Here is a 25,756-nt window from a genome sequence, read left to right as displayed (position 1 = left end):
AGGACACCCCCAACCAACCGGGCGGGGTCCGGCTTTTGATGCAAGGTCAGCGCTGGAATTCGTTTCCCACCACCCACGCGAGGAATAACGAATTGCGAAGTCGTGGACCCGAGCCACAGAACGGTACCTCAGATATCGGAAAGCTCGAATTCCGGCGTGCGGAGGTACCGGAGCCGAACGGCCCCCGGGCCGGGCGGCGGAACAATCCACCGGCACCGGCCACGCTTCCTCGCTTTTGAACGTCACGGTCGGCACCACCCGAGACTCAGAGCCGCTGCTGCCGTCCACGGCCCGCACGAGGGCGCGGTGCCGCACGCGAAGCTGCCTCAGCGACAGAGGCCGGCCCTCCTCGATCCGGTGGCTGTCGACGGGACACGCCCGCCGCTGGCAGCTGCTTGCCCTGTACGCGCCGGGGCGTGTCGGCGGAGGTTCGCGTGCTGGTTGAGCTCTAGTGACACATAAGAGAGTTCCGCGCCTAAACCGGCTCTGACCTGCGGTGATCCGAAACCGTTTGTTCTAGGTTTCCAGAACAAACGCGTCCTGAGTGTTCTGGAGATCCAGAACAAACGGACCCTGAACCTGACGGATCATCAGGTAACTGTGAGCCACGGTTTGTTCTGCCTCTCCAGAACAAACCGGTTTACCTAGTGCTACCGTGCAGGCTGAAACGTTGATCATCTCTGGAGGACTGTGCTGATGGAACAGCTGCCGATCGTCCGCCCCGGCGAGCGCGTGGTTGCGCGGTCGGACGGCAAGGGCGGCTTGATCCTGGGCGTGGAGAAGATCAAGGGCCGGGAGTTCGCCGCGAGCGCGGAGTGCAGCGGCTACGTGCTGGACGCCCGGCTGCTGATGGACGTGCTCGGCAGTCTCAAGATGCCCGGGAGCTGGTTCCAGGTCTGGTGCAAGCTCGTGGCGCTGCAGAACGCCAACCGCGCCGACGACCAGACCCGGGCTGCCGCCCGCGGCTTCGTGAAGACCAACCAGCGCGACCTCCAGGCCCGGTGCAACCTGTCGGCGGCCTCGGTGAACGAGGCCAGCCAGTTCTTCGCGCACATCGGCTGGATGCGGACCGCCAAGCGCGGCGTGCTTCAGCTGAACCCGTGGCTGACGGTGGCCGGCACCTCGGGCGAGCAGGAAAAGTGGCAGGCGCTCTGGAACAGCGCGGAGGGCCCGTCCTGCCTCATCCCGCACTCCGACTACCCCACCGAGTGGCGTCAGGCGCGCGAGGTGGAGAAGAAGGCCGCGGAGTCCGCCCGCCGCAAGGAGAAGGTCGTGACGCTGCGCCAGAGGCGGCCGGTTCGCAAGGCCAGCGCATGACCTCGCGCGGCATATCCTCGTTATACGTCGACCTGATCGGAAGTGGTGAGGCTCCGTGAGCAGCTCTTACGTCCCCAGCCCTCCCACAGAGGCCCCCGTCACGATTCCCCGTGCCGTGCTGCGCCTCCTGGCCCTGGTCGACGTCTCCACCGCCGGCCGCCGCGTCCTGGACCAGCTGCTGTACCTCAGCGACCCGGAGAACGGCACCGCCTCGATCAGCCAGAACGAGATGGCGCGCGAGCTGGGCGCGAGCAAGCCGACAGTGAACCGCGGCTTCAAGGAGCTCCGCGAGTGCGGACTCGCCTGGAGCCTGGAAGACGGGCTCTACCAGCTCCACCCGCTCCTGACCGGCGGCAAGGTGTCCTCCCCCGTCATGAAGGTCCCGGAGATCAAGGCCGCCGAACCCGGCCGCTTCACCGAACAGCGACGGGCCAGGTTCGCCGCCCAGATGGCAAACCTGGCCGCCACCGGCTGAACCGTCCCACCGAAGGTCCCAGGCGCCGCACCAGGAGTGCGGCGCCTTCTTCATGCCCTGCCCGGTAGCACTAGCTAAACCGTCTTGTTCTGGAGGAGCAGAACAAACGCGAGCCACCGCGCGGTCCGCGCCGCACGTCCCGCGCAGCAGGTGGGCGGTAGCACCAGGTGAACCGGCTTGTTCTGGAGCAGCAGAACAACCACCGGCGGCCGGGCCGGACTGCTGCGCTGTTGCTGCACCTGGTGAGGTCGGCCTTGCTACCCGTGCAGCACCCGTGTGCCATCTGGGTCGGGCGAGTGCTGCACCGCGAGCCGGGCGGCCGGGACGGCACCCGGTCTTGTACCCCTGTGCTGCCCTTGCACCCTTCACCACCAGGAGCAGCAGCTCGTGCAGCAGGGCGGGCGGCAAGCAGAAGGGTGCAAGGGTCTGGGTGGTGCCGGAGGTCCACAGCGGGGCCCCGCGCCGGGAGGTCGGCGGGGCCGTCCAAGCGGGTCGGGCCGGGCCGTATCTTGCACCCCAATGTAGGTAAGTACTTGTAGTGCCTATCTGCGGGTTGAACTCTCCCCCCTCTGAGAGCGGAGCTCGCGGCCGGGAGACGAGATCACCGGCGCAGGAGCCGAACCGCGGAGACACCCGACGCCGCGAAGCGCTGTACGCCGCTGTGAGAGCCCAAGAGGCCCGTGATCGTTGTCCCGGGAGCCCGGAACCGCTCAGAGCGGCGCAGGAGGCCGCACAGCGCCGGGAAGGATCATGTGGGCCGTGGCGCTACGGGCACGCTGGTGAGCTCCGCCCGACCGTGCGAATACTGCGCACCCACCAGAACCCCAACCGAACATCCGCGACAGCGAGGTCTTGCGCAGCCTCTACCACCGGTATCTCGCCTACGGCGGGTGAGAAGAACGCGCTCGTCATCTGGTCAGTCAGTCCTACGTCTTCCTCTTACGCGAGCGATCCCTCACCAACCGGCGGACCCGATCCCTCACCAAACGATGAACATGGCGTTCTGCGCGGGACCATCCTCGCCTCCGGGCGACGGCTTCTTCGACCGGCGAGCAGCACGTGGTCGGCCTGGTCCAAGACGTCGTGGGTCAGACCTCGAGGTACGCGACGACGACGCCCGCTCGAACCGTCGTACGCCGCCGTGAGCGCCTCTGGGCCCTTGATCGCCGCTCGGGAGGCCGAAGGGAGTCAGGGCGCAGCCGGCGGCCGCGCAGCGCCGGGAAGGATCATGCGGCCCGGAGGGCGACCGAGTGTTGGCACAGGTGAGTGGCAGATGGTGTTGCCCGCGCGACGAGCTCCGCTCTCAGAGGGAAGAGAGTTCAACCCGTAGGTAAGTACTACAAGTACTTACCTACATTGGGGTGCAAGGCCGTCCACGGGCCGGGCCGTGGACGAGCCGCCGGCCGGTGGCTCCCGGAGCGGCACCCGGGCGATGGGTGCAAGAGCGGCGTGGAGTCGGGGCACGTCAGAGGCGCAGGGCGAGTGTTTCGCAGAGGGCGAGGGACGAAACGGCCTGCGTGAGGTTGTCCTCGGCAGCCGACCGACAGGCCATATCCATCATCGTCAGCATGCCCTGCAGCACTTCATCCTCACGGTCGCCGTCGGCTTCCCGTTCCAGGCGGGCGGCCAGGACGCGATCGGCCTCGTTCAGGACCTCGGACCAGATACCGCCGAAGGCGTCCGGCCGCACCCCGGTCAGGGGTGTCAGCCACAGATCGGCGTGCGACTGGAACATCTCTTCAGTCGATCGGTAGTCCAGCACGGTGCCGCACGACATCGAGCCGGTGTCGGTGTGCGTCGCGGCGCCGGGCCATTCGGGGAGCTCCTCGGAGTGGGCCGGGCACAGGAGCATGAGCCAGGCCGGACGAGAGCCGGACTCCATGACTGCTCCCTCGCGCAGTACGGACGCATCGAGGGAGCAGTCCAGCACGTTGCGGAGCGCGGTGATCTCGCGGTGAGAGGCGAGCTGCTGGAAGACGGTCGGCACGGCGACTCCTTCGCGGTCAGACTTCGATGAACGCTACGACCACCACGGTGCCCAGGGCGCTCACCCAGTACAGAAGGCGTACGTGCTCGACTTCGTCGGCGTACTCGCGCAGCTGTGGGCCGGCGGTGCTGCCGGGGATTGGCTCGCCGACGTCCGGGTTGACGGAGACGACGACCAGGGCGCGGTCCAGGGCGTGGATCTCCGCCTCGCTGGTCAGGTTCTCCAGCTGTTTCGCGGCGGAGTCGGAGAACGCGATCCGGGCGCGGCGGCGGTGCTGGTGGGTCATCAGGCGACGGCCGGGCGCTGGGCGGCGAGGCGGGTGAGGTGGGCCTCGCGCAGTTCCTCCCACGGGGTGCACTGCTCGGGATCGGGCAGGCCGTTGGTGGCGATGTCCTCGAGGACGGCGGCGAACCGGTCGGCGTCGGCGCGGGTCTTGGCCGCGTACGCGCGCACCGCGTCGGCGGCCGCGGGCTCCAGCTGCCGGGCGGCGGTATCGGCAGGGGCCGGCTGTTCGCTCATCAAGGACTCCAGAAGGCAGAACTGGCTTGTCTCACCACGGTATCGCCGGGCAGGCGGGCCCGGGAGCACTCCGACGGAACCCGGCCCGCAACTACGCTCCGTACTACTCATAAGTGCGCGTGATGCCAAATCTTGAGTGTCACGCTCCACCCCCAAAAAACGCCCTCTGGAGAGCCCTACGGACCCGAGAAAAGGACAAACAGGGACAGATTCCGGGCAGCGTGACACGTAAGATCTGACATCGCGAGGGAGCGTGACAGCCACTCTCCGTCAGCGTGACACCGGGTCTGGGCCCGCAGGCAGCCGGCCTGGTGGCGTTCCTTCAACTCGGGTGAGGAACGCGGCGAGCGCGCCGGCTGCTTCCGACTCGGTGATGGCGATCCGGGCCGCGAACGCCAGCTCGCCGACGTCGGCGCCGGGGACCAGGCGGGCGAGTTCGGCGAGCAGCGCGGCGTGCGCGAGGACCGGAGGCGTCAGGAGGACGGCGGCTTCCTCGCGGGCTGCCGGGTCGCGGTAGTGCCCGAGGTGCGCGGCCAGGGCACGGGCGAGCCAGGCGTCGACGTCGGCCTGGACGTAGCCGCCGGCTCGCCGGGTGATTTCGTCGCGGACGGCTTCGTCGCCGGTACGGGGTTCGGTCTGTTCCAGGGTGCCGAGCTCGCGCAGCGCCTGGAGCTCGTCGGCGCGGGCCGCGATCCGCATTGCTTCGCGCAGCTCGGTTTCCCGGGCGGCGGCGGCCGCGGCGTCGGCGGCGAGCTCGGCCTGGACGACGACGTCGGTGTCCGGGTCGTAGACCGTGCCCGGCGCGGCCGCGGCGAGCAGCTGGTGCAGGCGCTCCCACTCCGAGAGCTCTGCCCGGCTGCGAAGGTCGTCGGCCAGGTCCTCGTGCCGGGAAGCCTGCCGGGCGTCGAAGCGTGCTTCCTCAAGGGCCGCCGCGATGGCGCCGGCGCCCATGCCCTTCGCCCGGCGCCGTACGACGCGGCGGCCGATCCGGGCGGGGTCGACCGGCTCGCGGGGCGCGGCAACGCGCGGGGCGAGCGGTCGGTGGGTGCTCTCGCCGGGCGGCCAGAACCGGGTCATCTTCGGTCTCCATTCATCGTGCCGATGCGGTGCGGGCCGCCGCCAGAGCGCTGTACGGCGGCCCGCAGATCTGAGCCGAAGCACGATAGTTGTCACCGGTAGAGCCGGATGACGTGGCGAATGAGGCCGACCGAAGCGGTGTGATTGTCACCGACGAGGCACGCGGCTTGTCACAACTGCTCATTCAGCAGCCTTTCTGTCACCACTGCCGCGACCAGCGGCCGGAGGGGTGCGCAGCCGTAGACGTTCTCCTTGTGGCCCGAACATGATCAGATACTCGACCGGTCCGGTGGGTCCGGCGTTTGTGACTCCGTGGGGGATGCGGGTGTTGAACTCGACGACATCCCCGGCAGCCAGGATGAGGTCCTGGTTGCCGAGTGCGATCCACAACCGCCCGTACAGGACGCACAGCCACTCGTAGCCTTCGTGGGACACCTGGCGGGCTCGCCCGGGCTGCTCCGCGACGGCAGGCAGCACGTGCTTGTGGGCGTGCAGGCCACCGACGTACTGGGTCAGCGGCAACACTGCCTTGTCGTCGCCGAAGCTGTGCGGCGTCGCGCTGCGGGGCTCGGCCGCAGGGGCGGGTACGGTGCCGACCAGCTCGTCCAGGGCGACTCCGTATTCCTTCGTCAGCTGCAGCACCACCTCCAGGGTGGGCTTGCGCCGGCCGGTCTCGATCCGCGACAGCGTACTGGGCGAGATGCCGGTCGCGCAGCTGACAGCGGCGAGGGTGACGCCACGTCGCTCGCGCACGGCCCGCAGCCGCGGCCCCATCGCCGCCAGCGTCTGGGTCACGTCGTCACCTGCCATCGTCCCCGTTCCTTCCCGCCGTGCCGTTTCACCGTCCTGTCCTGCAACCTTGCCAGAATGGCAACGCTGATCGCGCCGAGTGGCCGCAGCGCCGCATGATCGATGGGTTCCCGCTGGCCGCCCACGAACCGAGGAGAAGTCCCCCATGCGATCCGCACCGACCGCCGAACCGCGCCACCGCACCGTCCAGGCCCCAGCCGGGCGCCTGCACCTGGTAGAACAGGGCACCGGCCCGTTGATCCTGCTCGTGCACGGCTTCCCCGAGTCCTGGTACTCCTGGCGCCGCCAGCTCCCGGCCCTCGCCGCGGCCGGGTACCGGGCAGTGGCGATCGACGTGCGCGGCTACGGCCGCTCCTCCAAGCCCGCCGCAACCGACGCCTACCGAATGCTCGACCTGGTGGAGGACAACGTCGCCGTCGTGCGCGCTCTCGGCGAGGAGAGCGCGGTGATCGTCGGCCACGACTGGGGCTCCAACATCGCTGCCGCCTCCGCCCTGCTCCACCCCGGAGTCTTCCGCGCGGTCGGCTTGCTGAGCGTCCCGTACGCACCGCCCGGCGGCCCCCGCCCCACCGAAGTCTTCGGCCAGATGGGCGGCCCCGAGCAGGAGTTCTACGTCTCCTATTTCCAGGAGCCCGGCCGTGCCGAGGCGGAGATCGAGCCCCGCGTCCGGAGCTGGCTCGCCGGCTTCTACGCGGCCCTGTCCGCCGACACCATGCCCGCCGAGGGCGAGCCCGCCCCGCACTTCGTGGCCCTGGGCTGTCAGCTGCGCGACCGTTTCCCCGTCGGCCCGCTCCCGACATGGTTGAGCGAGGAGGACCTCGACGTCTACGCCGGGGAGTTCGAACGCACCGGTCTGACCGGCGCCCTCAACCGCTACCGCAACATGGACCGCGACTGGGAAGACCTCGCCCCGTACCGCGGAGCTCCAATCAGGCAGCCATCCCTGTTCATCAGCGGCGCCCTGGACGCCTCCACCATCTGGATGTCCGACGCCATCGACGCCTACCCCACCACCCTCCCCCGCCTGTCGGCCTCCCACCTCCTGGAAGGATGCGGCCACTGGATCCAGCAGGAACGCCCCGACGAGGTCAACAGCCTGCTGACCGACTGGCTCGCCACGCTTCAGAGCTGAACCAGACGGGCTACCTGAGCAGCCTGGCGGTGCTTTTCGGGTGGGCCGCGCCGAGGCAGCGCATGCCGGTCTGCTCGGTTGTGCCGAACAGTCGCACCGCACGTACTCCACTACGCCGGTGACAACAAGCATGCCTATGTGACAACTACCGTGCGTCGGCTCAAGATCTGGTTTATAGCAGCCTCCTAATTCGGGCGGGTCAGAACCGGAAGGAAATTGAAGAGACGGACGTGAAATCCGCGCGAAGTCCATCGGCCCGTGTGCCCCATTCCGTGAAATACGACTCCGTGATGGCCTCCGCGACGATCGGATGCAGATCCTCCTCCGTCGCACCGGCCTCCTGGAGCTCCAGGATCTGCTTCACGTAGGTGGGTGAGATGTCCGTGGTGATCTGGCGCTCGCGGCCGTCGTCCGAGCTGCCCGTGCAGGTGAATCCGAAGTAGGCCGTCACCTCCACCATCATCCCCCTGGAGGTCGACGCCTGTGCGCGCGCTTGCGCTCTGACCTGCGGTTGCCACTCGGATTCCGTCTCTTCCACCAGGGCAGCCTGGAGGCGCTTCTGCGGGGTCGTCAGCTTCCCGGCCCGGTAGCGCTCCACCGTTCGGCGCGAGACGCCCAGGCGCTCCGCCAGGGCCTTGGTCGATCCCTTCGCCCGCGTGAGGAGGAATTTCACCTGTGCATTTGCGGATTTGGGCGCGGGCCGGGTGAAGACCTTCCGCTCCGCCCGCGCGAGGGCCTCCAGGACCTTGCCGCGGCGCGGGGCCGGCTGCTGCTGCTCGTGATCGCTCATGCCCCCAGGGGCTCATGGTTCACCTGTGGACAGCGGCCGGGCTCCGGTGCCCAAGTCGGTCTCCGCTGAACGGCGTTAGGAGGGTGCGCGGGTGGGGGAGGGTTGCGGTGACAAGGGGAGGAACACCGTGGGAAAGCGGAACGGGGCGCGCAAGGGCGCCCGGCGGTCGGGGAACCCGGCACGCCGCGAGGCGGAGCGCCTGTTCTCGGGGAACGTGATGGGCGAGCGCATGTACGCCGCCACGACCTCCACGGCGGGCTTCGCGGTCCAACCGGGCACCATCATCCCGGTGAACGCCCCGGCCTTGCCGGACGGCCTCCAACTGCGGGATGCGGCCCGAGACGACGCGGCCGCGCTCCAGCCAGTGATCCGGATGGCCGACCCGGACAACCCCGACGGCTCCTGGCGGGTGCTCCCGGCCGTGATCGACCAGAGCCTCGATCCGGAGAAGTACACGTGCGCACGCGTGGTGGAGGAGACGTCGTCCGGCACGCTGGTCGGCGGCATGCTCGGGATGCCGGCGGTGTGGGCCTACAACCACCCCATGCTCGCCGGATCGCCCAACGCCCACATCATCGCCGGGCTGGTCTCCAGCCTGGACTCCCTGGCCGTGGTGGAAGCCTGGCGCGGGCATGGCGTCGCGCGCGCCCTGGTCGCCGAAGCCGAGAGGACGATGGCGGCGCACGAGAAGGGGAAGTTCGGCGCGGCCGTCCTGTACGTCACGCACGAGCCGGAGCTGACGGACTTCTACGCAGGGCTCGGCTTCACCCTCTCCCCCGACGGCATCGGCATCCCCACACCGCTCGGGTTCATCTGCCACGGCCCGATCCAGGGCTTCTGCTTCTCGGTGAAGCCGCTGCGCACCGGCGTCCAGATGGAGCCCATGGCCACGCCGTACGGGCGGCAGCTGGTCATCAGGGGCGTCCTGCCCGGCCCTGCGCACTGAGCGGGTGACCGGGCCCGTCACCCTCGGAACGCGAGCGAGCCCGGACCAGTTTGGTCCGGGCTCGCGGGCTGTTCGGGGCGCGGCTGCTACAGGTCGAACTCCAGGTGCTCGACATCGAGCATGCGGACCTCGTCCAGGCTGCCGGCGCGGCGGCCGCCGTCCTGGAAGTACACCTCCTTGAGCGCTTCGGCCGCAATCTCCCGTAGACGGTCGTCACTGGCCCCGGCCGCTTGGGCGTCGAAGAGGCGGGCGGCGTAGACCGGGGGTAGGGCGACGGTCAGGTGCCGGATGCGGTCCTGGTCCGTGGAGCCGATCGGCGCGGTGTAGCCCATGCGGGCGCGGGCGTCGATGACGATGCCGCCGGTCGTCGCCGCCTTCTGCCGGGCCTTGGCCCGGATCTGCGGCTGCCACCGCTTGGTCACCTCACGCTCCAGGCGCGCGGCGAGGTCGGCACGTGGCTTCTTGGCCTTGCCCGCCACGTACCGCTCCACCTGCCGCTGCGACATGCCCAGCAGGTCGGCGACGGCCTTCGTGCCGCCGAGCTGCTTGACCATGTACCGCATCTGCGGGCCCGCGGACTTGGGTGCCGGGCGAGTGAACGCCTTCTGCACCGCCTTGTCCAGGCCGTCCCCGAACATGCTCATCGCCTGCGTACTCCCCTACTCGCCGTTGTCGGCGTCGGTGACGGTGCCGTCCTTGATGGACCGGGCGAGGTTGAGCTCCGGGGCGTTGAACTGCTCGCGGACTTCCTCTCCCCACAGGACGGTCTGGGTGCCCTCGTGCTTGACCAGGCCGGGGTTGATGCCGAGCTTGAAGCCGCCGGGCAGCGGCTTGCCCTCCCGGTAGGGCAGGAAGTCCAGCGGCGACGGTCCGGAGGCGGCGTAGACGACGCAGTCGGACAGGATCGCGATCGGGTACTGCCCGGTGAACGCCGCGTGCTTGACGATCTTCCGGTGGAGGTTGATCCGGGTGCGGGAGATGACCGCCGCCCGGATGTCGGGGCGCCACGTCGGGCGCTCCAGGGCACGCCACCGCTCGCCCGGCCGCCAGCCCTCCCCACGCGGGCGTTCGCGGAGCTTGCCCAGGCCGCCCTTGACCGTCGCCTTGATCGCCGAGACGACGATCGTCAGCTCCGGGTCGCGCTCCTTGTAGCCGTCCATCGCCGCGAGGAAGTCGGCAGGGGCGAGGTCGGCATCGACGCCGAGGTCGGCCATCGTGGCGAGGTAGGCGTCACGCAGCCGCCCGTACCAGCCGTCCAGGTAGCGACCGCTCTCGTACCGGACCCACGCCTCAATCGGCGCGACGTCGTAGCCGAGCTCCTGGGCGTACGCGACGGTGGGCGTCGCGTACCAGGCCGGGCCCGTGGGGCGGTCGCCCTTCGGCGTGAACGGCGAGGGGAGCAGCGAGCCGTCCAGCTCCACCCACTCCTTGCCGACCTTCACCTTCGACAGGTCGACGTGGGACAGGTCGACCAGCCACGAGCCGGGCAGCTTCGGATCGAACGCGGGAGCCTTGACGTGCGTCGGCTCACCGAGGCCGACGTTCAGCCCGTTCGCACCGGCGGCGAACGCCATGTTCACGTCCAGGCCGACCAGGTAGCGCAGCGTGCATTCGTCATCGGTCATCGGCCGCGCCCAGTCGTACGCCTCCTCGAACAGCTTCTGGTCCGGCCCCCGGACGGTGAAACGCGGCAGGTCCGCCAGGAGCGGGTGCCCGTCCGGGGCCTCGCACGGCGCACAGTCCACCGGGTCCTTACCCAGTGACCCGGGCGTCTTGGTCTCGGCCTGCCGCAGGGCGCCGGTCTCTTCGTCGCGCACGGCGTGGGTCGGCGGGTGCAGCGCGGTCATCAGCTCCAGGCCGGTGACGGCGGTGGAGCCGCGCGGCGTCATCACCCTCGAGGCATACACGCCCAGGACGCGGGCGAGTTCCGCCGGCGGAAGCTGCGCGGCGTCGCCCCAGAACCGGGCGTCCAGCGCGTTCCACGACGGGATGCACAGCTGCACGCACTGGCGGTCCGAACCCTTGGCCGGGCGGTAGATCCGTGCCCACGGCCCGAACCCGCGCTTGGTGAGCTTCCAGTCGGCGCGCACCAGCTGCTTGACGACCTTGTGGCCCTCCGGGATCCGCCCGGCGTCCTTCTCCTCCGCCGTGAACGCGACGGGCAGACCGTAGCGCTCGCACGCGGCCTCGGTGAGCACGATCAGCGGGTCGGCCGGCCTTCCCGGGCCGGACAGCTTCGGCTGCCCGAGCTTCGCCTCCTTGAGCGTCCAGTCGACCAAGGACGGCAGGGACTTGGCGGGCACGTCCAGGACCAGGCCACCGGTGCAGTACGCCAGCACCTTCCCGTCCTCGACGTCGACGACGGCCAGCGGTCCGTTCTCGAATCGCGGGTCGCTCTCGCCCGCCGGGGTTCCGGCCGGGGCCGCCTTCTTCGCACCCGGGCGGCGCGATGTCGACGACGTCGGCCTGGTGGTGCTCGCCGGACGCGGCGCAGCCGCCGGAACAGGGGCGACGGGAGCAGGGGCAGGGGTCTGGGTGTTCTCGGTTGCAGTCATGACCGCAGCCTCGGACGCCGGACCTGTGGACAGAGTCGGCACTTCCGCCGGGGCGGGCGCGCCGGTGAACGTGGCCAGCACCGCAGCGTCAGGAGCGGGCACGGCAGCGTCGGCCGGTGCGGGGTAGAGCTCCGCGAGCTTGTCCAGCAGCCGGGCGTAGGCGTCGCGCTCCGGCGGCCGGGGCTCGGTTTTGCCGGACTCCCACCCGCTGACCGTGGCGCGGCGCACCTTCAGGGCGGTGGCCACCTCGTCGATCGTCAGGCCGTGGGCAGCACGCAGCCGCTTGCGCTCCGCCGGTGGCGGGAGCGTGGCGCGGGACGCGAGCAGGGCGTCGACCGCGTCGAACAACTCGGACATGGGTTACCTCCTGACCAACATCCTACCCCATGAAACGCACGATGCGCGTACGTTCGCCGTACGAATGGCGTACGTTGCGCGTTCGATAGAGCTGTATCGAAACGCGGGACAGGGGCGAACGGGGACCGGCAGACTCCTGACCATGGATGCTGGGCTCGCGGGACTTCTCGGTGGTGTCATCGGTGCAGCGGTGGGAGCGCTTGGCGCAGCAGGATCCGCCTACATCACCGGCCGAAAGGCGGAACAGCAGGCGCGAATCACTGCCCAGACTCAGTTGACCCAAGCTCAGTGGCAGCTCCGGCTTGAGTACCTGAACCAGCGTCACGACCCCCGGGCTCAGGCGTACACGGCCGTACTCACTCAGGCGTCTTGGGTCATGCAACTCCTGGAGCGCGCGCTCGGATGTATCGAAGCGAACGACAGGACGCAGTTCGCGGCCGTCGTCCAGCAGATAGAGGAGAAACTCAAGGACTTCGCACCGCTGTACACCCGCGTACGGGTTGAAGGCCCCGACTCGATGCTCTATCCGACCCAGGTCATGGAGGCAGTCCTCACCGTGTTCCTGTGGCCGATGGAGAGCTTCTTCGACTTCGAAGACTGGGAGGATCTGGGCGAATACCGGAACAAAGCCTCGGGAGCTGTCGACCAGTTCGCTATCGCAGCGAGAAAGACACTCAACGACGAGGCCCTGATCAACCTTCTCAACACCACACCAGAACATCCTGCCGCCCCTCCTGTCACGCCGTGAACCGGAGCGGAGTTGGCTGCGGAAGCACGGCCGCCGTCCCGGCCTCCCTCGCCGCGCGCTCCGCACGAGCCCGGCGCAGCGCCGCCGCGTGGGAGACGTCGGCTTCGCGGCGGCGCTGGGTACGGGCCTGGTCGATCGGAGCCGGCGCATCGTCCGCGATGACGTCGGTCTCGGGGAACGCCCTGCGGGACAGCTCACGCATTGCCCGGTTCTGCCGCTCCACCGCCTCCGCGATACCCGGGTCCACACGGGACAGCCCGGCGGCCTCTTGATGTGCGGCAAGCGCGCGGCGATAGCCCTCGCACGCCGTCTCCCTGGACTTCGCCGGACCGGTGGGCGCTCGGTCCTGTTCGGCCCGAGCGACGTCGGCCGGGCCGGGCGCGGGTACGGGGCCGGGCGGCAGGATCCGCAGGGCGTGCACGACGGTGCGGCCCGCGGCCTTGTTGGCGGCCGCGATGACACGGGTCTGCTCCAGGCGGGCCTTCGTCGCCCACGCCGACGACTCCGGGCACACCGTGAGCTGGCCGGAGTCCGGGTCGTACGACACGGCGGCGACGTGCCCGGCAAGCTCCGGGGCGATGGCCGCCCACCGGTCCCGCAGGGAAGCGCCGGCGGCCGGGAGCTCCCAGGCCCGCTCGGTCACCAGCGCGCCGATCGCGGCACCCAGGCCCAATGGCTCACGCCCGTCGCGCCGCACCACCGTGCCGGTCCGCGGCTTCTTCTTCGCCTTCTGACCGGCGCCGTTCTTCCGGGCCGCCTCCATTGCGGCCCGCAGCGCGACCCGGGCCAGGTCGACTCCGGACACCTCGCCCTCGCTCATGCCTGCCCCCAGGTCGTGTAGCCGAGGTCCAGGTGCCCGAGCAGGGAGTGGTGCTGTGCCTGGTCGACTACCTGGTTGCTGAACAGGCGCCTGGCCGACGTCTCGCCGTACTGGTCGATGTGATCGAGGACGACGCTGTGGTCCTTCAACCCCCGCACCCGCCAGGCCCGAACCTGCTCACGGGTCAGGTCCTCGAGGACGAGCTCCTGCTCCTGGTCGACGTCGTCGACCGGGTCGGGCGCGGCAAACGGACGCGGCGCGGGCAGCTCGACCGGCGCCATCGGCACGGCCGGGACGTCGTCGGCCGGCTGGGCGGCCGCAGCTTCGGCACGGGCCTGAGCTGCGGCGGCCTGCTGCTCGCGAACCTGTGCCCACCGATGTTCGCGGATCCACGCCTGGGCGGTGACATCCTGGTGCAGCTGCTGCTCGGTCGCCGCGCGGCGCTCGGTCTCGGAGGCGTACGGCAACGCGGCGTCGACGGCGGCCGCGACCGCCCGGCGCTGGTCACGGCGGTCAGCCTGCTTCTCCCCGCAGCGCGGGCAGTCCGTGCCGGAGTCGAGCAGCACCCGGTCGTCGCACCGCACGTCGCCGCACCGCTGACGCTGCGGCAGGGCCAGGCCGATCAGCCAGCCCACCGGGTCCTTGATCGGCCCGGCCAGTCGCATCTGGTCCTCCAGGCGCCGGGCGACCCGGTCGGCGAGGACCTGCGGAGCATCCGTACGGCCGGCGAGGCCGACCACCCGGGCCAGCTCGCCACGGGCGGCGGCCTCCACCAGCTTCCGGGCGGCCGGACGCTCCAGGCGCGCCCACACCAGATCGACCGGAGCCAGGACGGCCCGCAGATCCTCCGGCGGCAGAGGCACCCTCCCCCGCTGCTGCCTGCCCTGGTCCGCACCGTCCACGACCCGCACCGGAGCACCAGTCACCAGCCCACCGCTGCCCTTCACGCCTTCGACGACCGGGGACTTCTCCTGCTGTTCCCCGCGGAGCGGGCCGCCGTCCTCGCGCACGCACGCGCGGTCCGGCAGACGGTGGTTCCCACCACGGCCTTCGCCGGAAAAGCCATCAGAGAGCGCGAGAGGACCACCAGGAGTAACCCCAGAAGCGTGGAGAGCGTGGTGCTGTGCAGTTGCGGCGAGGTCTGCCGATCCAGTCGTCTCGCCCTGCCCGGCACCCTCGATCCCAGTTGCCACAAGGGTCTCGCCCGTCTCGCCGGACTCAAGATCTCCGGATGCAGTACCGGCGAGGTCTGAAAACACGGCGTCCGCGACCCGGCGGGCCTCCCGCACGGCCACACCGTGGGCCTTGGCGACCGGCACCAGGCGCACCCGCGACTGCGCGTTCAGGCCCGAGCCGGTCTCCTTGCGCACCACGTCCGCGACGCCGTGCTCCTGGAGGCGCTTGAGCACCTTCGCACCGGCCGCCGCCGTGCAGCCCAGCAGCCGCGCCACCGTCGCCGCCGGACGCCCACGCTCGGTGTCGACCGACCCCGGGCACAGCTGCAGCCAGCCCGCCGACCCCGTCGTCAGCACCATCAGCAGCAGCCCGAGCCGATCCGTCGCAGCCCCCCGGCCCGTACGACCGGCGAGCAGCCCGGCCGGGACCACCGGCTTGTTCTTCGGCGCCCACCCCGGACCGAACAGCACGGTGATCAGGCTGAGCAGCACCGCCAGTTCCGAGCGGGACAGCGCCAGGGCATGCCGCCGGTCGCCGGCCTGCTGCGCCCGGTACATCGGGATCACCCAGCACTCCAGGCCCGTCGCCCACCCGATGCTGTTGGTCGCGACGTTCGAGCCGAGGAACCCGGCGCCGCGCAGTTCGGGCAGCACGGTGTGCGCGACCGTCGACTGGGAGACCCCCAGCCACCGCCCGAGCTCCTGCGCCCAGATCGACGTCTCGAAGTCCCTGCGCGCATCCGCCTTCGCGGTCAGCACGACCGACGCCAGCCGCGTGCCGTCGGACGCCCCGGCCAGCGCCGGAGACGTCACCAGCGCGCGCACCGCGGCGAGCAGCCGGGCCCGCATCGTCTTCGACAACTGGAGCGGGTTACCCAGCTCCAGCCGCGCGACCGGACCAGCCTGCGCCGGGACCGACCGCAACCGACGACGCGAGGCCCCGCCGGCGAACTGCGTACGAGGGCGCGGGAGCACGGCGGTCGGTGCCGCCACGGCGCTCATCGGTCCACCGCCCCGACCGGAGCGGCGGCCACCGCGAGGGCCGAACATCCCAACGTCGCCTGTGTCATCGGGCCGGTGTACACGCCAAAGCGGACACCCCCCTCAGCAGGCCGAACGCGCGCTTCGTGATCCATCCGCCGACCCTGCAACGGAAGCCCTGTGGACAGAGGCCGACGAGCCCCGATTGCCCCCGTCGCTCCCGCACGGCGGGCAACAATCTTGGAAACCGTCCCGCCACACGGGACGGCCCCCTCGAGGACGTCGTCGACGAAGTTGTGGATGACGTCCCGGACGAGGTGGATCAGGGCGGCGTCCGACCTCGCCTCCGGGACTCCCGAGGCCGGACGGACCGCCGACCCTGCGCCATCAGAGTGAGGGACAAGGCGCGTGATGTGCGTCACAATCCCGTCAGGGGGGACACCACAACCTGCGGCAATCACCCCAGAGGGGGTACTGGCCTGGTCGTGGTCGACCTGACAAGACCTGCGGTGCTCGTGCACTATGGCGATACCAGCCTTCATATGGATCAACGCAGACGGGCTCCCTGCCGGGAGCGCGACTCGGTGGTTCGTGTGGATGTGTGGGAGCCCCCTCCGTGAGGAGCGGGCTCAGTACGAAGGCCAGAGGCGGATCCTTTTCTGTCGACGGACTTGGTGCGACCGCGAAGCCCCTTGCCGGGGGCCCGCGGGTTGAGCAGTGGCCCTGATAAGGGGCCGGTGGGAATACAGCGGCTTGATAAGCCGTGGCTCAGAGTCGGCTGCGAACCGAGATCTGAGCGACCGACCTGGGTTGCGAATCCAGGCGGTAGACGGGCCGCGCGGGGCCGAAGGGGATTGCGAGTCCACCTTCTCTGACACGCGCGGTCGATGGCTGGCTAGGTCATCCCAACCCCCAGAATCCGGAGGCTGGCGTCAGCATGCGCGGGCACAGTCCGGATGGCGTGATCGCAGAAGATCAACGGCGTAGCGGCGCGTGTAGTTCCGCGCGTGCGGGTAGCCTTCATCCCGCGATCACCTCCATTCCAGGTGCGTCGCCAACGGAGCTTTGCCCCGTTCGAGCCACCCCGTAGACCAGGCCCGGTCGCGGGGTGCTCGTCGTTTTGGATCACTGCTGGGCACAGCCTAACTGCACGACCCGACATATTTGCGGGGCGAATTGGCGCAGAGTCCGAGAGGCCCGGAATGCCGCGACCGCGACGCGGTACGTAATCGGAAAGTTGCCCGCCGAACGGGAAGCTCATTGGCCACCCCGCAGTTCGCGAAGGTGGGTGACGAACTCCTGCGCCTCGGAGGCGTGTCCGTAGTGCGTCTGGAGAGCCTGCCCGAGGTCGGCGGCCACCATCGCGAGCGACGGCAACGACTTCCGCTCCCCCGCCAGGGCCCGCTCCCCGTAGGCGAGCGCCGTGTCCAGGTCGCCCTCGCGCGCGGCGACAACCCCAAGCGTGACGCGGGCCTCCGCGATCCGCATGGGCGACCGCTCCGTTCCGTCGAAATCCGTACCCGCCCGGATGACCTCGTTGGCCAGCTGCTCCGCGAGGCGGTTCTCGCCGGACTTCCTGAGTGCATCCATGCGGTAGAAATCGTATTTCGCGGGGTCGACGACGAAATGGTTCTCAATGTTTTCGGGGTACGGCTGGAGTTCGAGAATCTGGCGTCCCTTGTCGAGCGCGACTTCGGTCTGCGACCGGTCACCCAGCCGAGCCCACGCCTTCGCCTTCTGCGCGTACAACTGCGCGGCGACGCTCTCGGTCGGCGCCACGGCGATGCCGGCCTCCACGGCCGCGATGACGCCGCGGTAGTCACCCCGGGTCAGCGCGAACCATGCCCGCATCTCGTGCGCCCAGCCCTGCACGCTCAGCTCCCCAGCCTCCTGACCGAGCATCAGTGCGGCTTGCCGGGTGGCCTCCGCGTCGCGCGGGCGGCCGGAGTCGTACTCGACGCAGCCCACCAGGAGCGACAACTTCCCAGAGAGCGCGATGATCTCGCGGTGCTGCGCCAGGCTGACCCGCTGGTGCTGGAGGCCGACGACGCGGGCGAGCCACGCCTTGCCCTCCAGGAGCAGCTGGTCGGCGGGCAGGTACGCGTACTCGCAGCACAGCCGGTCCGCCGTGATCCGCAGCGCGTCCAGCGTCGCGACATCCACATCCGAGGCACGCAGCCGGGCGATGATGTCGACGGTGTCCATGCCGCTGACCTGCAAGATTTCCGCCCGTCCGTCCCGGCGGGACTTCTCGGGGAAGAACGCTCCGGTGGTCGTGCCGAAGGTCTGAGCGATGACCGACCTGTACTTCACGGGCTGGGCATCGCCTGCCTCCCAGCGCTTCCACTGCCGGAGCAGGTCCTGCTCGCTCACGACCTGGTCGTCAGGGAGGCGGGCCATCAGCGCGCGGACCGCGTCGACCTGCGACCAGTCGCGCGCCGCGCGCTCCTCAACCATCCGGCGTGCCCAGTCGGGACGTTCATCCATTGCTGTTCCCCTTCCCCGTACGGCTCAGCGGCGCAGCCTGCCCGACAGGAGGCTGGCCCTTCTGCGGCCGAGCATGGCACGGCGCCTTGATCGCGCGGAGGTGACAAGTAGCGGTGACATTCCAGATGTCACCAGCACTCGTCACTAGGCGCAGAGCCTGCCTTTGAGCACCGTCATGTAACGGAAGCGCTCCGTGAGGTGACTGGGAGGTACTCAATGGCGGCCGCCATCCGCGGAAGGACGTGCACGGCGAAGCTCTGCCAGTACGTGCGCCGGATCTCCGGCGTACACGATGTGCGGTTCGTCGGCGGTGGGCGCCTCGAAGCGGTTCGCATGCCGAAGCAGGTCGTCCTCGCTGAACGAGATGCTGTTCGCGTCGATCAGCGACTTCTCGTTGCGCTTTCGGATCCTTTCCCAGCGCACCTCGTGAGGCGCAGGCAAGTAGATCAGCACAGGCTCACCGCCGGCCTCCATAACGGTTGCTGCCCACAAAGCACGCTCTTCCCGTGTCCAGAACCCGTGGTCAACTACGACCTCGTGTCCGGCCGCCAGGAGCTGCTGTACCTCCAGGGCGATGTCCTTGAGGACGGGCGCCTCCCGGACACGGAACTCGCCGCGGGGGAAGTCGCGACCGTAGTGTCCGTAGCGGCGGAACATCTCCTCATCAGGGCAGAGACGTCGGAAGCCACTCTCCTCCAAAGCGCGGGCGAGGGTCGTTTTTCCAGCACCCTGCAGGCCGGTCATGAGGATCGCGCGGGGCGCAGGTCCCGGCCGGCCGGACAGGGCTGCAGAGATGCGGCTGATCTCGAATCGTCCTTCCAGGGTGAGGGTGTCGGCGCGCTCAGCTCGAAGGAGCTCACCAAGCCGCGCTTCGAGGCAGTTGACGAGGGTGTCGTCCAGGAGGACGGCGTCGCGGGCGTTCACCGAGACACTTCGGTCGTGGTGCGCCGCGTCCGGCCAGGAGCACCCAGGTCTACGCCGTACTCGAGGAGTTGGCCGTCGATGTCCAGGAACCTGGCGGTCAGCACCAGGATCGCTGCGACGGTTTCGGCGTCCAGCTCCAGGAGCTCCAGGTCCTCCTTCGTGGCGATCCGAGCGGTCTCCTCATCTATGCGCTGCTCGACCTGCCGCCCTGTGGCTTCAGCGATGAGGTCCAGCGACAGCCCGCCCTTGAGGCGCTCGCTGCGCGCGAGCTCGGGCAGCACCTGGGCGAACTCCGCCGGGATCCAGGACGTTGAGTGGGAGACGATCCCGTGAGCGTCCCGGTAGACGCGGCTCCGGCGAATCACGTCGTCACCAGGGTCGATGCCGAGCACATGCGCGACGTCCTCCGGGGCCGGCACCATGCCAGCGGTGTGGCCGGAGGACTTCTCTCCTACGCCCCACGACGATTTCGTCTTGCTGCTGCGGTCGTGACGCTCGGACCCCGAGGCGAGCGACACGGGCCGCGCCATGACCTCGGTGCCGACGCCCGGGATGCCGTTGACCAGCTTCTCGTCGCGCAGCAGCTTCATGGCGCGGTCGGCCGTTGCAGTGCTGACGTTCCACTGATCTGCCAGGGCCCGGATGCTGGGCAGCAGGTCGCCCGGCGCGAGCTCCCCGGAACTAATGAGGTCGCGGTAGTGACCCGCGATGCGCGCGTACGGCGGCCGGTTGTCGGCCCTCGGTTGCCCTGGCATGTCGCCTCGCCTCCTTCTTTTCCGTCTAGGTGCCTCACTATACCGCTTGACACCTGAGGGTACCTGAGGCAACCTGATGTATGTAAGACGGTGAGCCTCACGGAACGCCGAGTAGTCGAACCACCGCAGTAGTCGTCCGCCCTTCGGGGTCGGCCGGAGTAGCCCTCCTCAGCTCGCTGGGATCCGAGGGCGCGAGAGCACCATCGAACTCCTCCGGAGCCTGACGGCCGCGACAACTGCGTGCACGTCGCAGCGCTGTGCGCTGTCTGTCCTGCGGGACGCCGGCTTTGTGCCGTGCGGCCTGGGGGGCAGAGAGAGCATTCGCGACGCGCTCCCTGTCACTCCGTCCACGAGGAGTTCAGATGTCTGCTTCCACCCTTGAGCGCACCGCCCGGCCCCGCCGGAGTCGAACCCGCTCCCGCACCGTCAACGCCCGCCCGGCGCTTGTCATCTCCAGCCTCAAGCCCCACCAGTACGACCTGCGCCCGGCCTGCGCGTCGCTGATTTGCCCCGACTGCAAGACGTGGGTGCCGATCACCGGCCTCCAGACACGAAAGCCCAAGGTCGTGCCGCACGACACCGGCTTTGCGAACAAGGACGCGTCCGTCCGCTGCCGCCTGGGCAGCAACCGCCTGGTCACCATCGACATGACGGTCAAGAAGTGGCAGGAACGCCTGGAGGACGGCAACTCGGAGACCGTTCACCGCCGCAAGACCACCGTGCTGCGGAAGCCGAAGGTCGCGCTGGCCCCGGCCGTCAGCCAGATCGCCGCGCAGAAGCAGACGGCGAGGGCGGACGACGACTCCGGCGACGGCCGGCCCTTGTGGCTGCTGCGCGAGATGAAGTGGGTGTCGACCGCGCCCGCGGTCCGCGACGCCGACACCCGGCGCGCGCAGCTGCCGGATGGTGAAGCACCTCTGGGCGCACCGTCGGTGCCGCTCAAGACGCTGCACCCCGAGTGCCGCGCGAGCTGACCTGCTCTGGACGAACGACCAAGGCCCCGGCCACCCCACAGATGGGGAGGCCGGGGCCTTGGCTGCTCGTACAGCAGTCGACTCCCCAAATGGGGAGTGATCGTGACAGCCCTTGGGATTGCAGCCCTCGGACTGTCCAGGACCTGACTCGGAGGACCTGATGGACAGCATGACACGAATGATCTCCACCCGGATGAACGGCCTGCGGGCCGCTCTGGCTCCCCGTGCGGGCGTGGCTGAGGAGATCGGCCGCCAGGACGACCGGGGCGGCGACGACGGGCGCGGCTACGAGCGGGACGAGACCGATCGCTGCTTCCGTGAGCTCGTGGACCACCTGGTGGCCGACGGCGACCATCGCGCCGTGAGTGCCGGCCGCCGGGCGCGCCGCACCCTGGAGGAGATGGCCCCGGGGCAGACCCTGCGGCCGGTGCTTCGGATGACCCGGTCGCTGACCTTCACCCCGTCCGCACCCCGTGCGGGTGCGGATGACGCCTGCGTGCTGTGCGGGTTCTGGACTTGCCGCTGCGGCAGCTCCGCCGCCCCGGCCCCGGCCGTGAAGGCGGTGGCCTTGTGAGTAGCTGTGGACACCCCCCGCGCATGGTCACCGTGAATCAGGTCGGCGCTGACGGTAAGCCGTACCAGTCGGTGCGGCATGAGCCGTGCCAGTGCGGCGGCGGACAGAAGTAGCCGACGCGACATGCCTCATCCGATACGAGCGGCCCGGATCGCCCAGCAGCACGCGGTCCGGGCCATCACCGTGTCCGGCCTGCGCCACCCGCTCTCCCTCGCGCTCCTGGCCGCGGCCGCCGCGGCTGCCGCCAGGGCTTGGGATGCCGGGCATCCCGCAGCCGAAACCCACCCCTCCCCCGCACAGAGAGCCGCCGACCGTGGCCGCTGACCTCCAGACCCGCTACCTGACTGCGTCCGATACCTGGCGCGCGCACCGCAAGGGCTGTGAGCCCTGCACGTCCCTGGACGCCGGCCAGCACTGCCCCGCCGGGGCGCCGCTCCGGGAACAGTTCGTCCGGCTCCAGGACGCCTACCTCACCCACCTCCGCAGGACCTGACAGAGAGGAACACCATGACCGCCACCGTCACCTCCCTTGTCCCGGTCGGCCAGTTCTTCACCCCGGCCGGAGCCACCGTGCACGTCCACCGGGACACCGACGGCTCCCTGAGCAGCGACTGCACCGGCTGCGGCGAGTACGCCTGGACGCTCCAGACGACCCCCGACTTTGCCCGGGAACACGCCCAGACCTGCAACCGGTCGCCCCGCATTCCCGCGGGAGAGCCCATGCGTAGCAGCACCCAGCCCCACACCACGACGACTGCCACTCAGTTGCCGGCCTCGCTGTGCACCCACACTCCAAGGTGCCCGACCGCCACCAGCCCCGACCGGGAGGCCGCACACACCATCGCGTCCTACCCGGAGCAGGGCTGGAGCCTTCTGTGCAACGGCCTCTTGCTTTTCGAGGACACCGGGGAGCTGCTGCCCGACGGCCGGATCATCGCCCCGCACCGGCCCCTCGCCGCGGCTGCGGTCTGACCGATCTGACGGTTGCCTGATCCGCCCGTCCCGACCGCCGAACCATGGCGGCCGGGACGGGCGGTGACGGGGAGCCGGACAGCCCGGCCGCCACAACAGCAGGGAGTGCACGTGTTCCGCATCCGCATCATGACCGGCCGCACCGCCCGCCAGGACCAGGAGCAGGTCCGCCAGGCCGCGAAGGTTCCCGGCCTGGAGAGCGAGCTCACCAGCGTCACCGCGCAGCTCGACTTCCACCGCGGGCTGTCCACCAGGTCCCTGACCCGGCTGCGGCAGAGCGGTGAGCAGTTCGAGGGTCTGCGCCGGGATTTCGAGGGTCTGCACCGCGGCCACACCGAGCTCAAGGAGGACCTGGAGGAGCTCGTGGCCTCGCTGGTCGCGGCTCCGGACGCTGAGACGGCCCGGCGCGAGACCGCTCGGGTCCTGTCCCGGCACTTCGAGAGCAGGGACCTGATGTCGCTCGCGGACCCGGTTCCGACGACCTGACTTTCGTTCCCGCCCGGCGGGAGCGGCAGACAGTTTCGAGTCCGCCCCACAGCGCTTCGTCAGACCGGCTGCCCGCCTCCCGGGCCGCCGGTCCTTTCGTGCGCCCGGAGCGGGTAGAGCGGGTGTCCGCTTCGCAAGCAACCATCCGCCCTGACCGCAGCTTCGGGAACGCACCCCTCGCGTTTCGGGAGCAGCGGCCACCGTTTCGATCCCGCCCAGAACGACCCCTTCCGGAGGCACCCATGACGATCACCGAAGTGCCGCAGAGCGCGGCCCCCGACACCCCTGTTTCGCACCCGCCGATCGCTGCTTCGGGCACACCCGAGAAGGTTTCGGGAGCGGCCCGGGGCGTTTCGCGGCCGGACAAGCGGAAGCCGATCAAGCCCACCCGCGACCGGCTGATGACGGCCCTGTCGCTCGTCGCCGCGATCGGCGGCACGCTGGTCGGCGTCATCGGCTTCGCGATGTCGTACAGCACCCTGGCGAAAGTCGCTCTGAGCTGGGGATTCAGCAAGGAGCTGGCGCCGTGGTTCCCGGTCGGCGTGGACGCGTCGATCATCGCGTTCCTCGCGCTGGACCTGTACCTGATCCGCAAGAGCACCCCGTGGCCGCTGCTGCGGGTGGCCGCGCACGCCATGACCGGCGCCACGATCTGGTTCAACGCCAGCTCACAGGGCCAGATCAGCGCCGACCCGGTCAAGGCCGCCTCGCACGGCATTATGCCGATCCTGTTCGTGATCGGTGTGGAGGCCGCCCGCCGCCTGATCATCCAGAAGGCCAGGCTGGAAGCGGGAACGGCCACCGACCGGATCCCGCTGCACCGCTGGATCCTCTCCCCCATCGCCACACCGCGGTTCTACCGCCGGATGCGGCTGCACAACATCAGCTCGTATCCGGAGATGATCCAGCGCCAGCAGGACCTCATCGGTTACGAGCAGTGGCTCAAGCGCAAGTACAACGGCGACCTGGGCAAGGCGACCGAGGACGAGCGGCTGCCGATGAAGATGGCCGCGTACGGCTACACGGTCACCGAAGCCCTGGAGATGCCTGAGCAGCAGGAACGTGACGCTGAGGCCCGCGCGGAGGAAGCTGAGCGCCGGCGCCTGGACGCGGAGACGCGCCAGGAGCTCGCCCGGAAGAAGGCGGAGGCCGACCGGCTGGAGGCAGACGGTCAGCTCGAGGCCGTCCGCGCCCGGGTGGAAGGCGAGACCGGCCAGGCCCGTGCGCACGCCCGAGCCCAGATCAGCGCCGCAGAGCGGGCCGCTGAGCTGGAGGAGGCGGCGCTGGAGACGGCCGTCATCGCTGAGGCCCGCGCCCGCGAGGCGGAGGCGGAGCGCAGGGAGGCCCAGGAGCGCGAGGCCAAGGCCGCCGCGGATGTCCGCGCGGCGGAACTGGAGCGCCAGGCGGCGGAGAAGCGGAGGCTCGCGGCGGAGGCCGACAGGGTCGCCGCGGCGGAGGCTCAGGCGATCGAGACGGCGGAGATTGCGGAGGCCCGCCTGCGTGCGGCCGAAGCTGATCGGGCTGCTGCCGAAACCGAGAGGGCCGCTGCCGAAACCCGCCGCCGTGCTACCGAAACCGACCGGCTCACGGCGCAGGAGAACGAGCGCAAGGCGACCGCCGACGCCAACGTCCAGGCCGCCCGGAAGCGTGAGGCCGAAACCGAGTACGCCGCTGCCGAAGCTCGGCTGGCTGCTGCCGAAGTCGAGCGGCGCGCGGTCGAAATCGAGGACGCCGCGAAGCTCAGCCCGCGTGAGCGGGCGGTCCGCAAGGTCGCCCGGATGATCCTGGCCGCCGGCGGCGACGCCGACCAGGTGCTGCTCGCCGACATCCAGCGCGAAACGGCGGTGTCCTCCACCGACACGGCTTCGAAGTACCGCCAGGAAGCGGTCGACCTGCTCAACCAGGGCTACCGCCCGGAGCAGTGACCTGCATGAACGAGCTGTTCGACGGTTCCACCGGCCCCCGAGACGAAGTCAGCGCCTCGGGAGCGCGGTGAAGGCGCCGAAACGCCATCACAAGCCTCCCAGATCGCCCCCGCCCCGAGAAGGAGATCCCCACCTCATGGATATCAACGCACTGTTCACGGATGAGGGCCTTCGGGCCTTCACCGCCACTGTCCGCGACCAGCACGTTCGCGACGCCCAGCAGTACGGGCAGATCGCCGACATCGTGCGCAGCCGCCTGGAGCAGACGCCCATCGAGGGCGACCGCTGGATGTCCAAGCGGCTCCGGGCCTGGAAGGTCGCGCGGCAGCTCAAGGCCATGCAGAAGGCGTCCGGCGAGGCCGCGAGCAAGGCGGAGGCCCTGTACGCGACCTACGTCAACGAGGTCCTGGAGCTCCCGCAGCGCAGGGCGACGGCGGAGGCCAAGAAGTTGGAGCGCAAGAACAGCCGCCAGACCGCGGTCGGCGCAGCCGTCGCGGGCTCGCTGAACAAGACGGTGACCTCGCTCAACGCCCCGCAGGCGCAGGCCCCGGGCACGGCCGGGCAGGCGAGGCCGGCGGAGTTTGTGGCGCCGGACAACCCCTGGCAGCAGTGGCCGATGGCGGCCGGTGGTGAGCAGGCCCCGAACCGCACGATCAACGACTACTTCGCGAAGGGAGAGCAGGGGTGACGACGCCTCGGCAGACGCAAAACCGCGCGAAGCACTGGAACGCACGGATCGCGGAAGCGGAGACCGAGAAGGAACGGGCCGGGGTCTGGTACGACGCGTGCCGGACCCTGGCCCGCCAGGCCGAACGCGACGGCAAGCCGGACGTGTGGCGCAAGCTCACCGCCACGCTGCACGACTTCTACAAGAACAACGGAGGGTGACGAAGTTCTTCTTCATCACCGCCTCCTACTCTCCGCCTGGAGCACCCCAAGGCGCGCGCGTGTCGTGCGCGCGCGAGGGTGC

27 protein-coding genes are annotated in these 25,756 nt (G+C 69.9%); 14 read left to right on the top strand and 13 right to left on the bottom strand.

All coding sequences use genetic code 11. The features are described 5' to 3' along the window. The first annotated feature begins 696 nt into the window (after nucleotides 1–696). Nucleotides 697–1,317, top strand: coding sequence for a hypothetical protein (locus ACIO3R_RS38760; RefSeq protein ID WP_119612515.1), 621 nt, complete (start codon nucleotides 697–699; stop codon nucleotides 1,315–1,317). Between the two features lie 55 nt (nucleotides 1,318–1,372). Next, complete coding sequence (locus ACIO3R_RS38755) at nucleotides 1,373–1,792, top strand: helix-turn-helix domain-containing protein (protein ID WP_402111820.1); 420 nt, start codon at nucleotides 1,373–1,375, stop codon at nucleotides 1,790–1,792. A 1,465-nt stretch (nucleotides 1,793–3,257) separates the two neighbouring features. Here the strand turns inward: ACIO3R_RS38755 and ACIO3R_RS38750 are convergent. The 5 genes from ACIO3R_RS38750 to ACIO3R_RS38730 form a co-directional block, all read right to left on the bottom strand. Then, nucleotides 3,258–3,779 carry a hypothetical protein gene (locus ACIO3R_RS38750; RefSeq protein ID WP_402111818.1) on the bottom strand — a complete coding sequence of 174 codons (522 nt, stop codon included), beginning with the start codon at nucleotides 3,777–3,779 and terminating at the stop codon, nucleotides 3,258–3,260. Nucleotides 3,780–3,795: 16 nt separating this feature from the next. After that, nucleotides 3,796–4,065: a hypothetical protein gene (locus tag ACIO3R_RS38745; RefSeq protein ID WP_402111816.1), complete on the bottom strand. Its 270-nt coding sequence runs from the start codon at nucleotides 4,063–4,065 to the stop codon at nucleotides 3,796–3,798. Beyond that, on the bottom strand, nucleotides 4,065–4,298 hold the full coding sequence (locus tag ACIO3R_RS38740) for a hypothetical protein (protein ID WP_267829255.1): 234 nt from the start codon (nucleotides 4,296–4,298) through the stop codon (nucleotides 4,065–4,067). The genes ACIO3R_RS38745 and ACIO3R_RS38740 overlap by 1 nt, the downstream gene beginning before the upstream one ends. A 270-nt stretch (nucleotides 4,299–4,568) precedes the next feature. Then, nucleotides 4,569–5,375 carry a hypothetical protein gene (locus ACIO3R_RS38735; protein WP_402111814.1) on the bottom strand — a complete coding sequence of 269 codons (807 nt, stop codon included), beginning with the start codon at nucleotides 5,373–5,375 and terminating at the stop codon, nucleotides 4,569–4,571. Nucleotides 5,376–5,555: 180 nt separating this feature from the next. Next, nucleotides 5,556–6,185 carry a helix-turn-helix domain-containing protein gene (locus ACIO3R_RS38730; RefSeq protein WP_402111813.1) on the bottom strand — a complete coding sequence of 210 codons (630 nt, stop codon included), beginning with the start codon at nucleotides 6,183–6,185 and terminating at the stop codon, nucleotides 5,556–5,558. Nucleotides 6,186–6,330: 145 nt separating this feature from the next. Here ACIO3R_RS38730 and ACIO3R_RS38725 point away from each other — a divergent pair, with 145 nt between their 5' ends. Next, entirely contained in the window at nucleotides 6,331–7,317 is a 987-nt protein-coding gene (locus ACIO3R_RS38725; protein ID WP_402111812.1) for an alpha/beta fold hydrolase, read from the top strand. 199 nt (nucleotides 7,318–7,516) lie between these two features. Here ACIO3R_RS38725 and tpg (ACIO3R_RS38720) read toward each other — a convergent pair whose 3' ends face one another. Further along, nucleotides 7,517–8,107 carry a telomere-protecting terminal protein Tpg gene (gene tpg, locus ACIO3R_RS38720; RefSeq protein WP_362132429.1) on the bottom strand — a complete coding sequence of 197 codons (591 nt, stop codon included), beginning with the start codon at nucleotides 8,105–8,107 and terminating at the stop codon, nucleotides 7,517–7,519. Nucleotides 8,108–8,234: 127 nt separating this feature from the next. Between tpg (ACIO3R_RS38720) and ACIO3R_RS38715 the strand changes: the two genes are divergently transcribed. After that, nucleotides 8,235–9,053 (top strand): GNAT family N-acetyltransferase, encoded by an 819-nt coding sequence (locus ACIO3R_RS38715; protein WP_402111810.1) that lies wholly within the window; start codon nucleotides 8,235–8,237, stop codon nucleotides 9,051–9,053. 86 nt (nucleotides 9,054–9,139) lie between these two features. On the opposite strand, the gene tpg (ACIO3R_RS38710) is transcribed toward ACIO3R_RS38715, so the two are convergent. Then, a complete protein-coding gene (gene tpg / locus ACIO3R_RS38710; RefSeq protein WP_402111809.1) occupies nucleotides 9,140–9,697 on the bottom strand; it encodes a telomere-protecting terminal protein Tpg in 558 nt (185 codons plus the stop codon). Between the two features lie 15 nt (nucleotides 9,698–9,712). Continuing rightward, nucleotides 9,713–11,965 carry a telomere-associated protein Tap gene (gene tap / locus ACIO3R_RS38705; RefSeq protein WP_402111808.1) on the bottom strand — a complete coding sequence of 751 codons (2,253 nt, stop codon included), beginning with the start codon at nucleotides 11,963–11,965 and terminating at the stop codon, nucleotides 9,713–9,715. A 142-nt stretch (nucleotides 11,966–12,107) separates the two neighbouring features. Here tap and ACIO3R_RS38700 point away from each other — a divergent pair, with 142 nt between their 5' ends. After that, nucleotides 12,108–12,713, top strand: a complete 606-nt coding sequence (locus tag ACIO3R_RS38700) for a hypothetical protein (RefSeq protein WP_402111807.1) — start codon at nucleotides 12,108–12,110, stop codon at nucleotides 12,711–12,713. On the opposite strand, the gene ACIO3R_RS38695 is transcribed toward ACIO3R_RS38700, so the two are convergent. The 5 genes from ACIO3R_RS38695 to ACIO3R_RS38675 all read right to left on the bottom strand — a co-directional run bounded on the left by ACIO3R_RS38695 (nucleotide 12,703) and on the right by ACIO3R_RS38675 (nucleotide 19,855). After that, nucleotides 12,703–13,533, bottom strand: a complete 831-nt coding sequence (locus tag ACIO3R_RS38695; RefSeq protein WP_402111806.1) for a DciA family protein — start codon at nucleotides 13,531–13,533, stop codon at nucleotides 12,703–12,705. The genes ACIO3R_RS38700 and ACIO3R_RS38695 overlap by 11 nt on opposite strands. Further along, the gene (locus ACIO3R_RS38690) at nucleotides 13,530–15,710 is read right to left on the bottom strand and encodes a hypothetical protein (RefSeq protein ID WP_402111804.1); all 2,181 of its coding nucleotides are present in this window, start codon (nucleotides 15,708–15,710) and stop codon (nucleotides 13,530–13,532) included. The genes ACIO3R_RS38695 and ACIO3R_RS38690 overlap by 4 nt, the downstream gene beginning before the upstream one ends. A gap of 1,236 nt (nucleotides 15,711–16,946) precedes the next feature. Continuing rightward, nucleotides 16,947–18,176 carry an XRE family transcriptional regulator gene (locus ACIO3R_RS38685; protein ID WP_402111802.1) on the bottom strand — a complete coding sequence of 410 codons (1,230 nt, stop codon included), beginning with the start codon at nucleotides 18,174–18,176 and terminating at the stop codon, nucleotides 16,947–16,949. A 213-nt stretch (nucleotides 18,177–18,389) separates the two neighbouring features. Then, entirely contained in the window at nucleotides 18,390–19,100 is a 711-nt protein-coding gene (locus ACIO3R_RS38680; RefSeq protein WP_402111801.1) for an AAA family ATPase, read from the bottom strand. Continuing rightward, nucleotides 19,097–19,855 carry a GntR family transcriptional regulator gene (locus ACIO3R_RS38675; RefSeq protein WP_402111799.1) on the bottom strand — a complete coding sequence of 253 codons (759 nt, stop codon included), beginning with the start codon at nucleotides 19,853–19,855 and terminating at the stop codon, nucleotides 19,097–19,099. Before ACIO3R_RS38675 ends, ACIO3R_RS38680 begins: the two co-directional genes overlap by 4 nt. A gap of 362 nt (nucleotides 19,856–20,217) precedes the next feature. On the opposite strand from ACIO3R_RS38675, the gene ACIO3R_RS38670 reads away from it, so the two are divergent. The 9 genes from ACIO3R_RS38670 (at nucleotide 20,218) to ACIO3R_RS38630 (ending at nucleotide 25,674) form a co-directional block, all read left to right on the top strand. Continuing rightward, nucleotides 20,218–20,829, top strand: coding sequence for a hypothetical protein (locus ACIO3R_RS38670; RefSeq protein ID WP_402111798.1), 612 nt, complete (start codon nucleotides 20,218–20,220; stop codon nucleotides 20,827–20,829). Between the two features lie 169 nt (nucleotides 20,830–20,998). After that, the gene (locus ACIO3R_RS38665) at nucleotides 20,999–21,403 is read left to right on the top strand and encodes a hypothetical protein (protein ID WP_402111797.1); all 405 of its coding nucleotides are present in this window, start codon (nucleotides 20,999–21,001) and stop codon (nucleotides 21,401–21,403) included. A 123-nt stretch (nucleotides 21,404–21,526) separates the two neighbouring features. Next, nucleotides 21,527–21,727: a hypothetical protein gene (locus tag ACIO3R_RS38660; protein WP_402111796.1), complete on the top strand. Its 201-nt coding sequence runs from the start codon at nucleotides 21,527–21,529 to the stop codon at nucleotides 21,725–21,727. Continuing rightward, nucleotides 21,717–21,896 carry a hypothetical protein gene (locus tag ACIO3R_RS38655; protein WP_402111794.1) on the top strand — a complete coding sequence of 60 codons (180 nt, stop codon included), beginning with the start codon at nucleotides 21,717–21,719 and terminating at the stop codon, nucleotides 21,894–21,896. Before ACIO3R_RS38660 ends, ACIO3R_RS38655 begins: the two co-directional genes overlap by 11 nt. Before the next feature lie 284 nt (nucleotides 21,897–22,180). After that, entirely contained in the window at nucleotides 22,181–22,375 is a 195-nt protein-coding gene (locus ACIO3R_RS38650) for a DUF5999 family protein (protein ID WP_402111825.1), read from the top strand. Nucleotides 22,376–22,486: 111 nt separating this feature from the next. Further along, nucleotides 22,487–22,861, top strand: coding sequence for a hypothetical protein (locus tag ACIO3R_RS38645; RefSeq protein ID WP_402111793.1), 375 nt, complete (start codon nucleotides 22,487–22,489; stop codon nucleotides 22,859–22,861). Nucleotides 22,862–23,103: 242 nt separating this feature from the next. Continuing rightward, nucleotides 23,104–24,786, top strand: a complete 1,683-nt coding sequence (locus ACIO3R_RS38640) for a DUF2637 domain-containing protein (RefSeq protein ID WP_402111792.1) — start codon at nucleotides 23,104–23,106, stop codon at nucleotides 24,784–24,786. 136 nt (nucleotides 24,787–24,922) lie between these two features. Then, nucleotides 24,923–25,474 (top strand): hypothetical protein, encoded by a 552-nt coding sequence (locus ACIO3R_RS38635; protein WP_402111790.1) that lies wholly within the window; start codon nucleotides 24,923–24,925, stop codon nucleotides 25,472–25,474. Continuing rightward, a complete protein-coding gene (locus tag ACIO3R_RS38630; protein ID WP_402111789.1) occupies nucleotides 25,471–25,674 on the top strand; it encodes a hypothetical protein in 204 nt (67 codons plus the stop codon). Before ACIO3R_RS38635 ends, ACIO3R_RS38630 begins: the two co-directional genes overlap by 4 nt. The last annotated feature ends 82 nt before the right edge of the window (nucleotides 25,675–25,756 follow it).

It is taken from the genome of Streptomyces sp. NPDC087428, assembly GCF_044744085.1.
Classification (GTDB): Bacteria; Actinomycetota; Actinomycetes; order Streptomycetales; family Streptomycetaceae; genus Streptomyces.
This window is presented reverse-complemented; position numbering and strand designations above follow the sequence as displayed.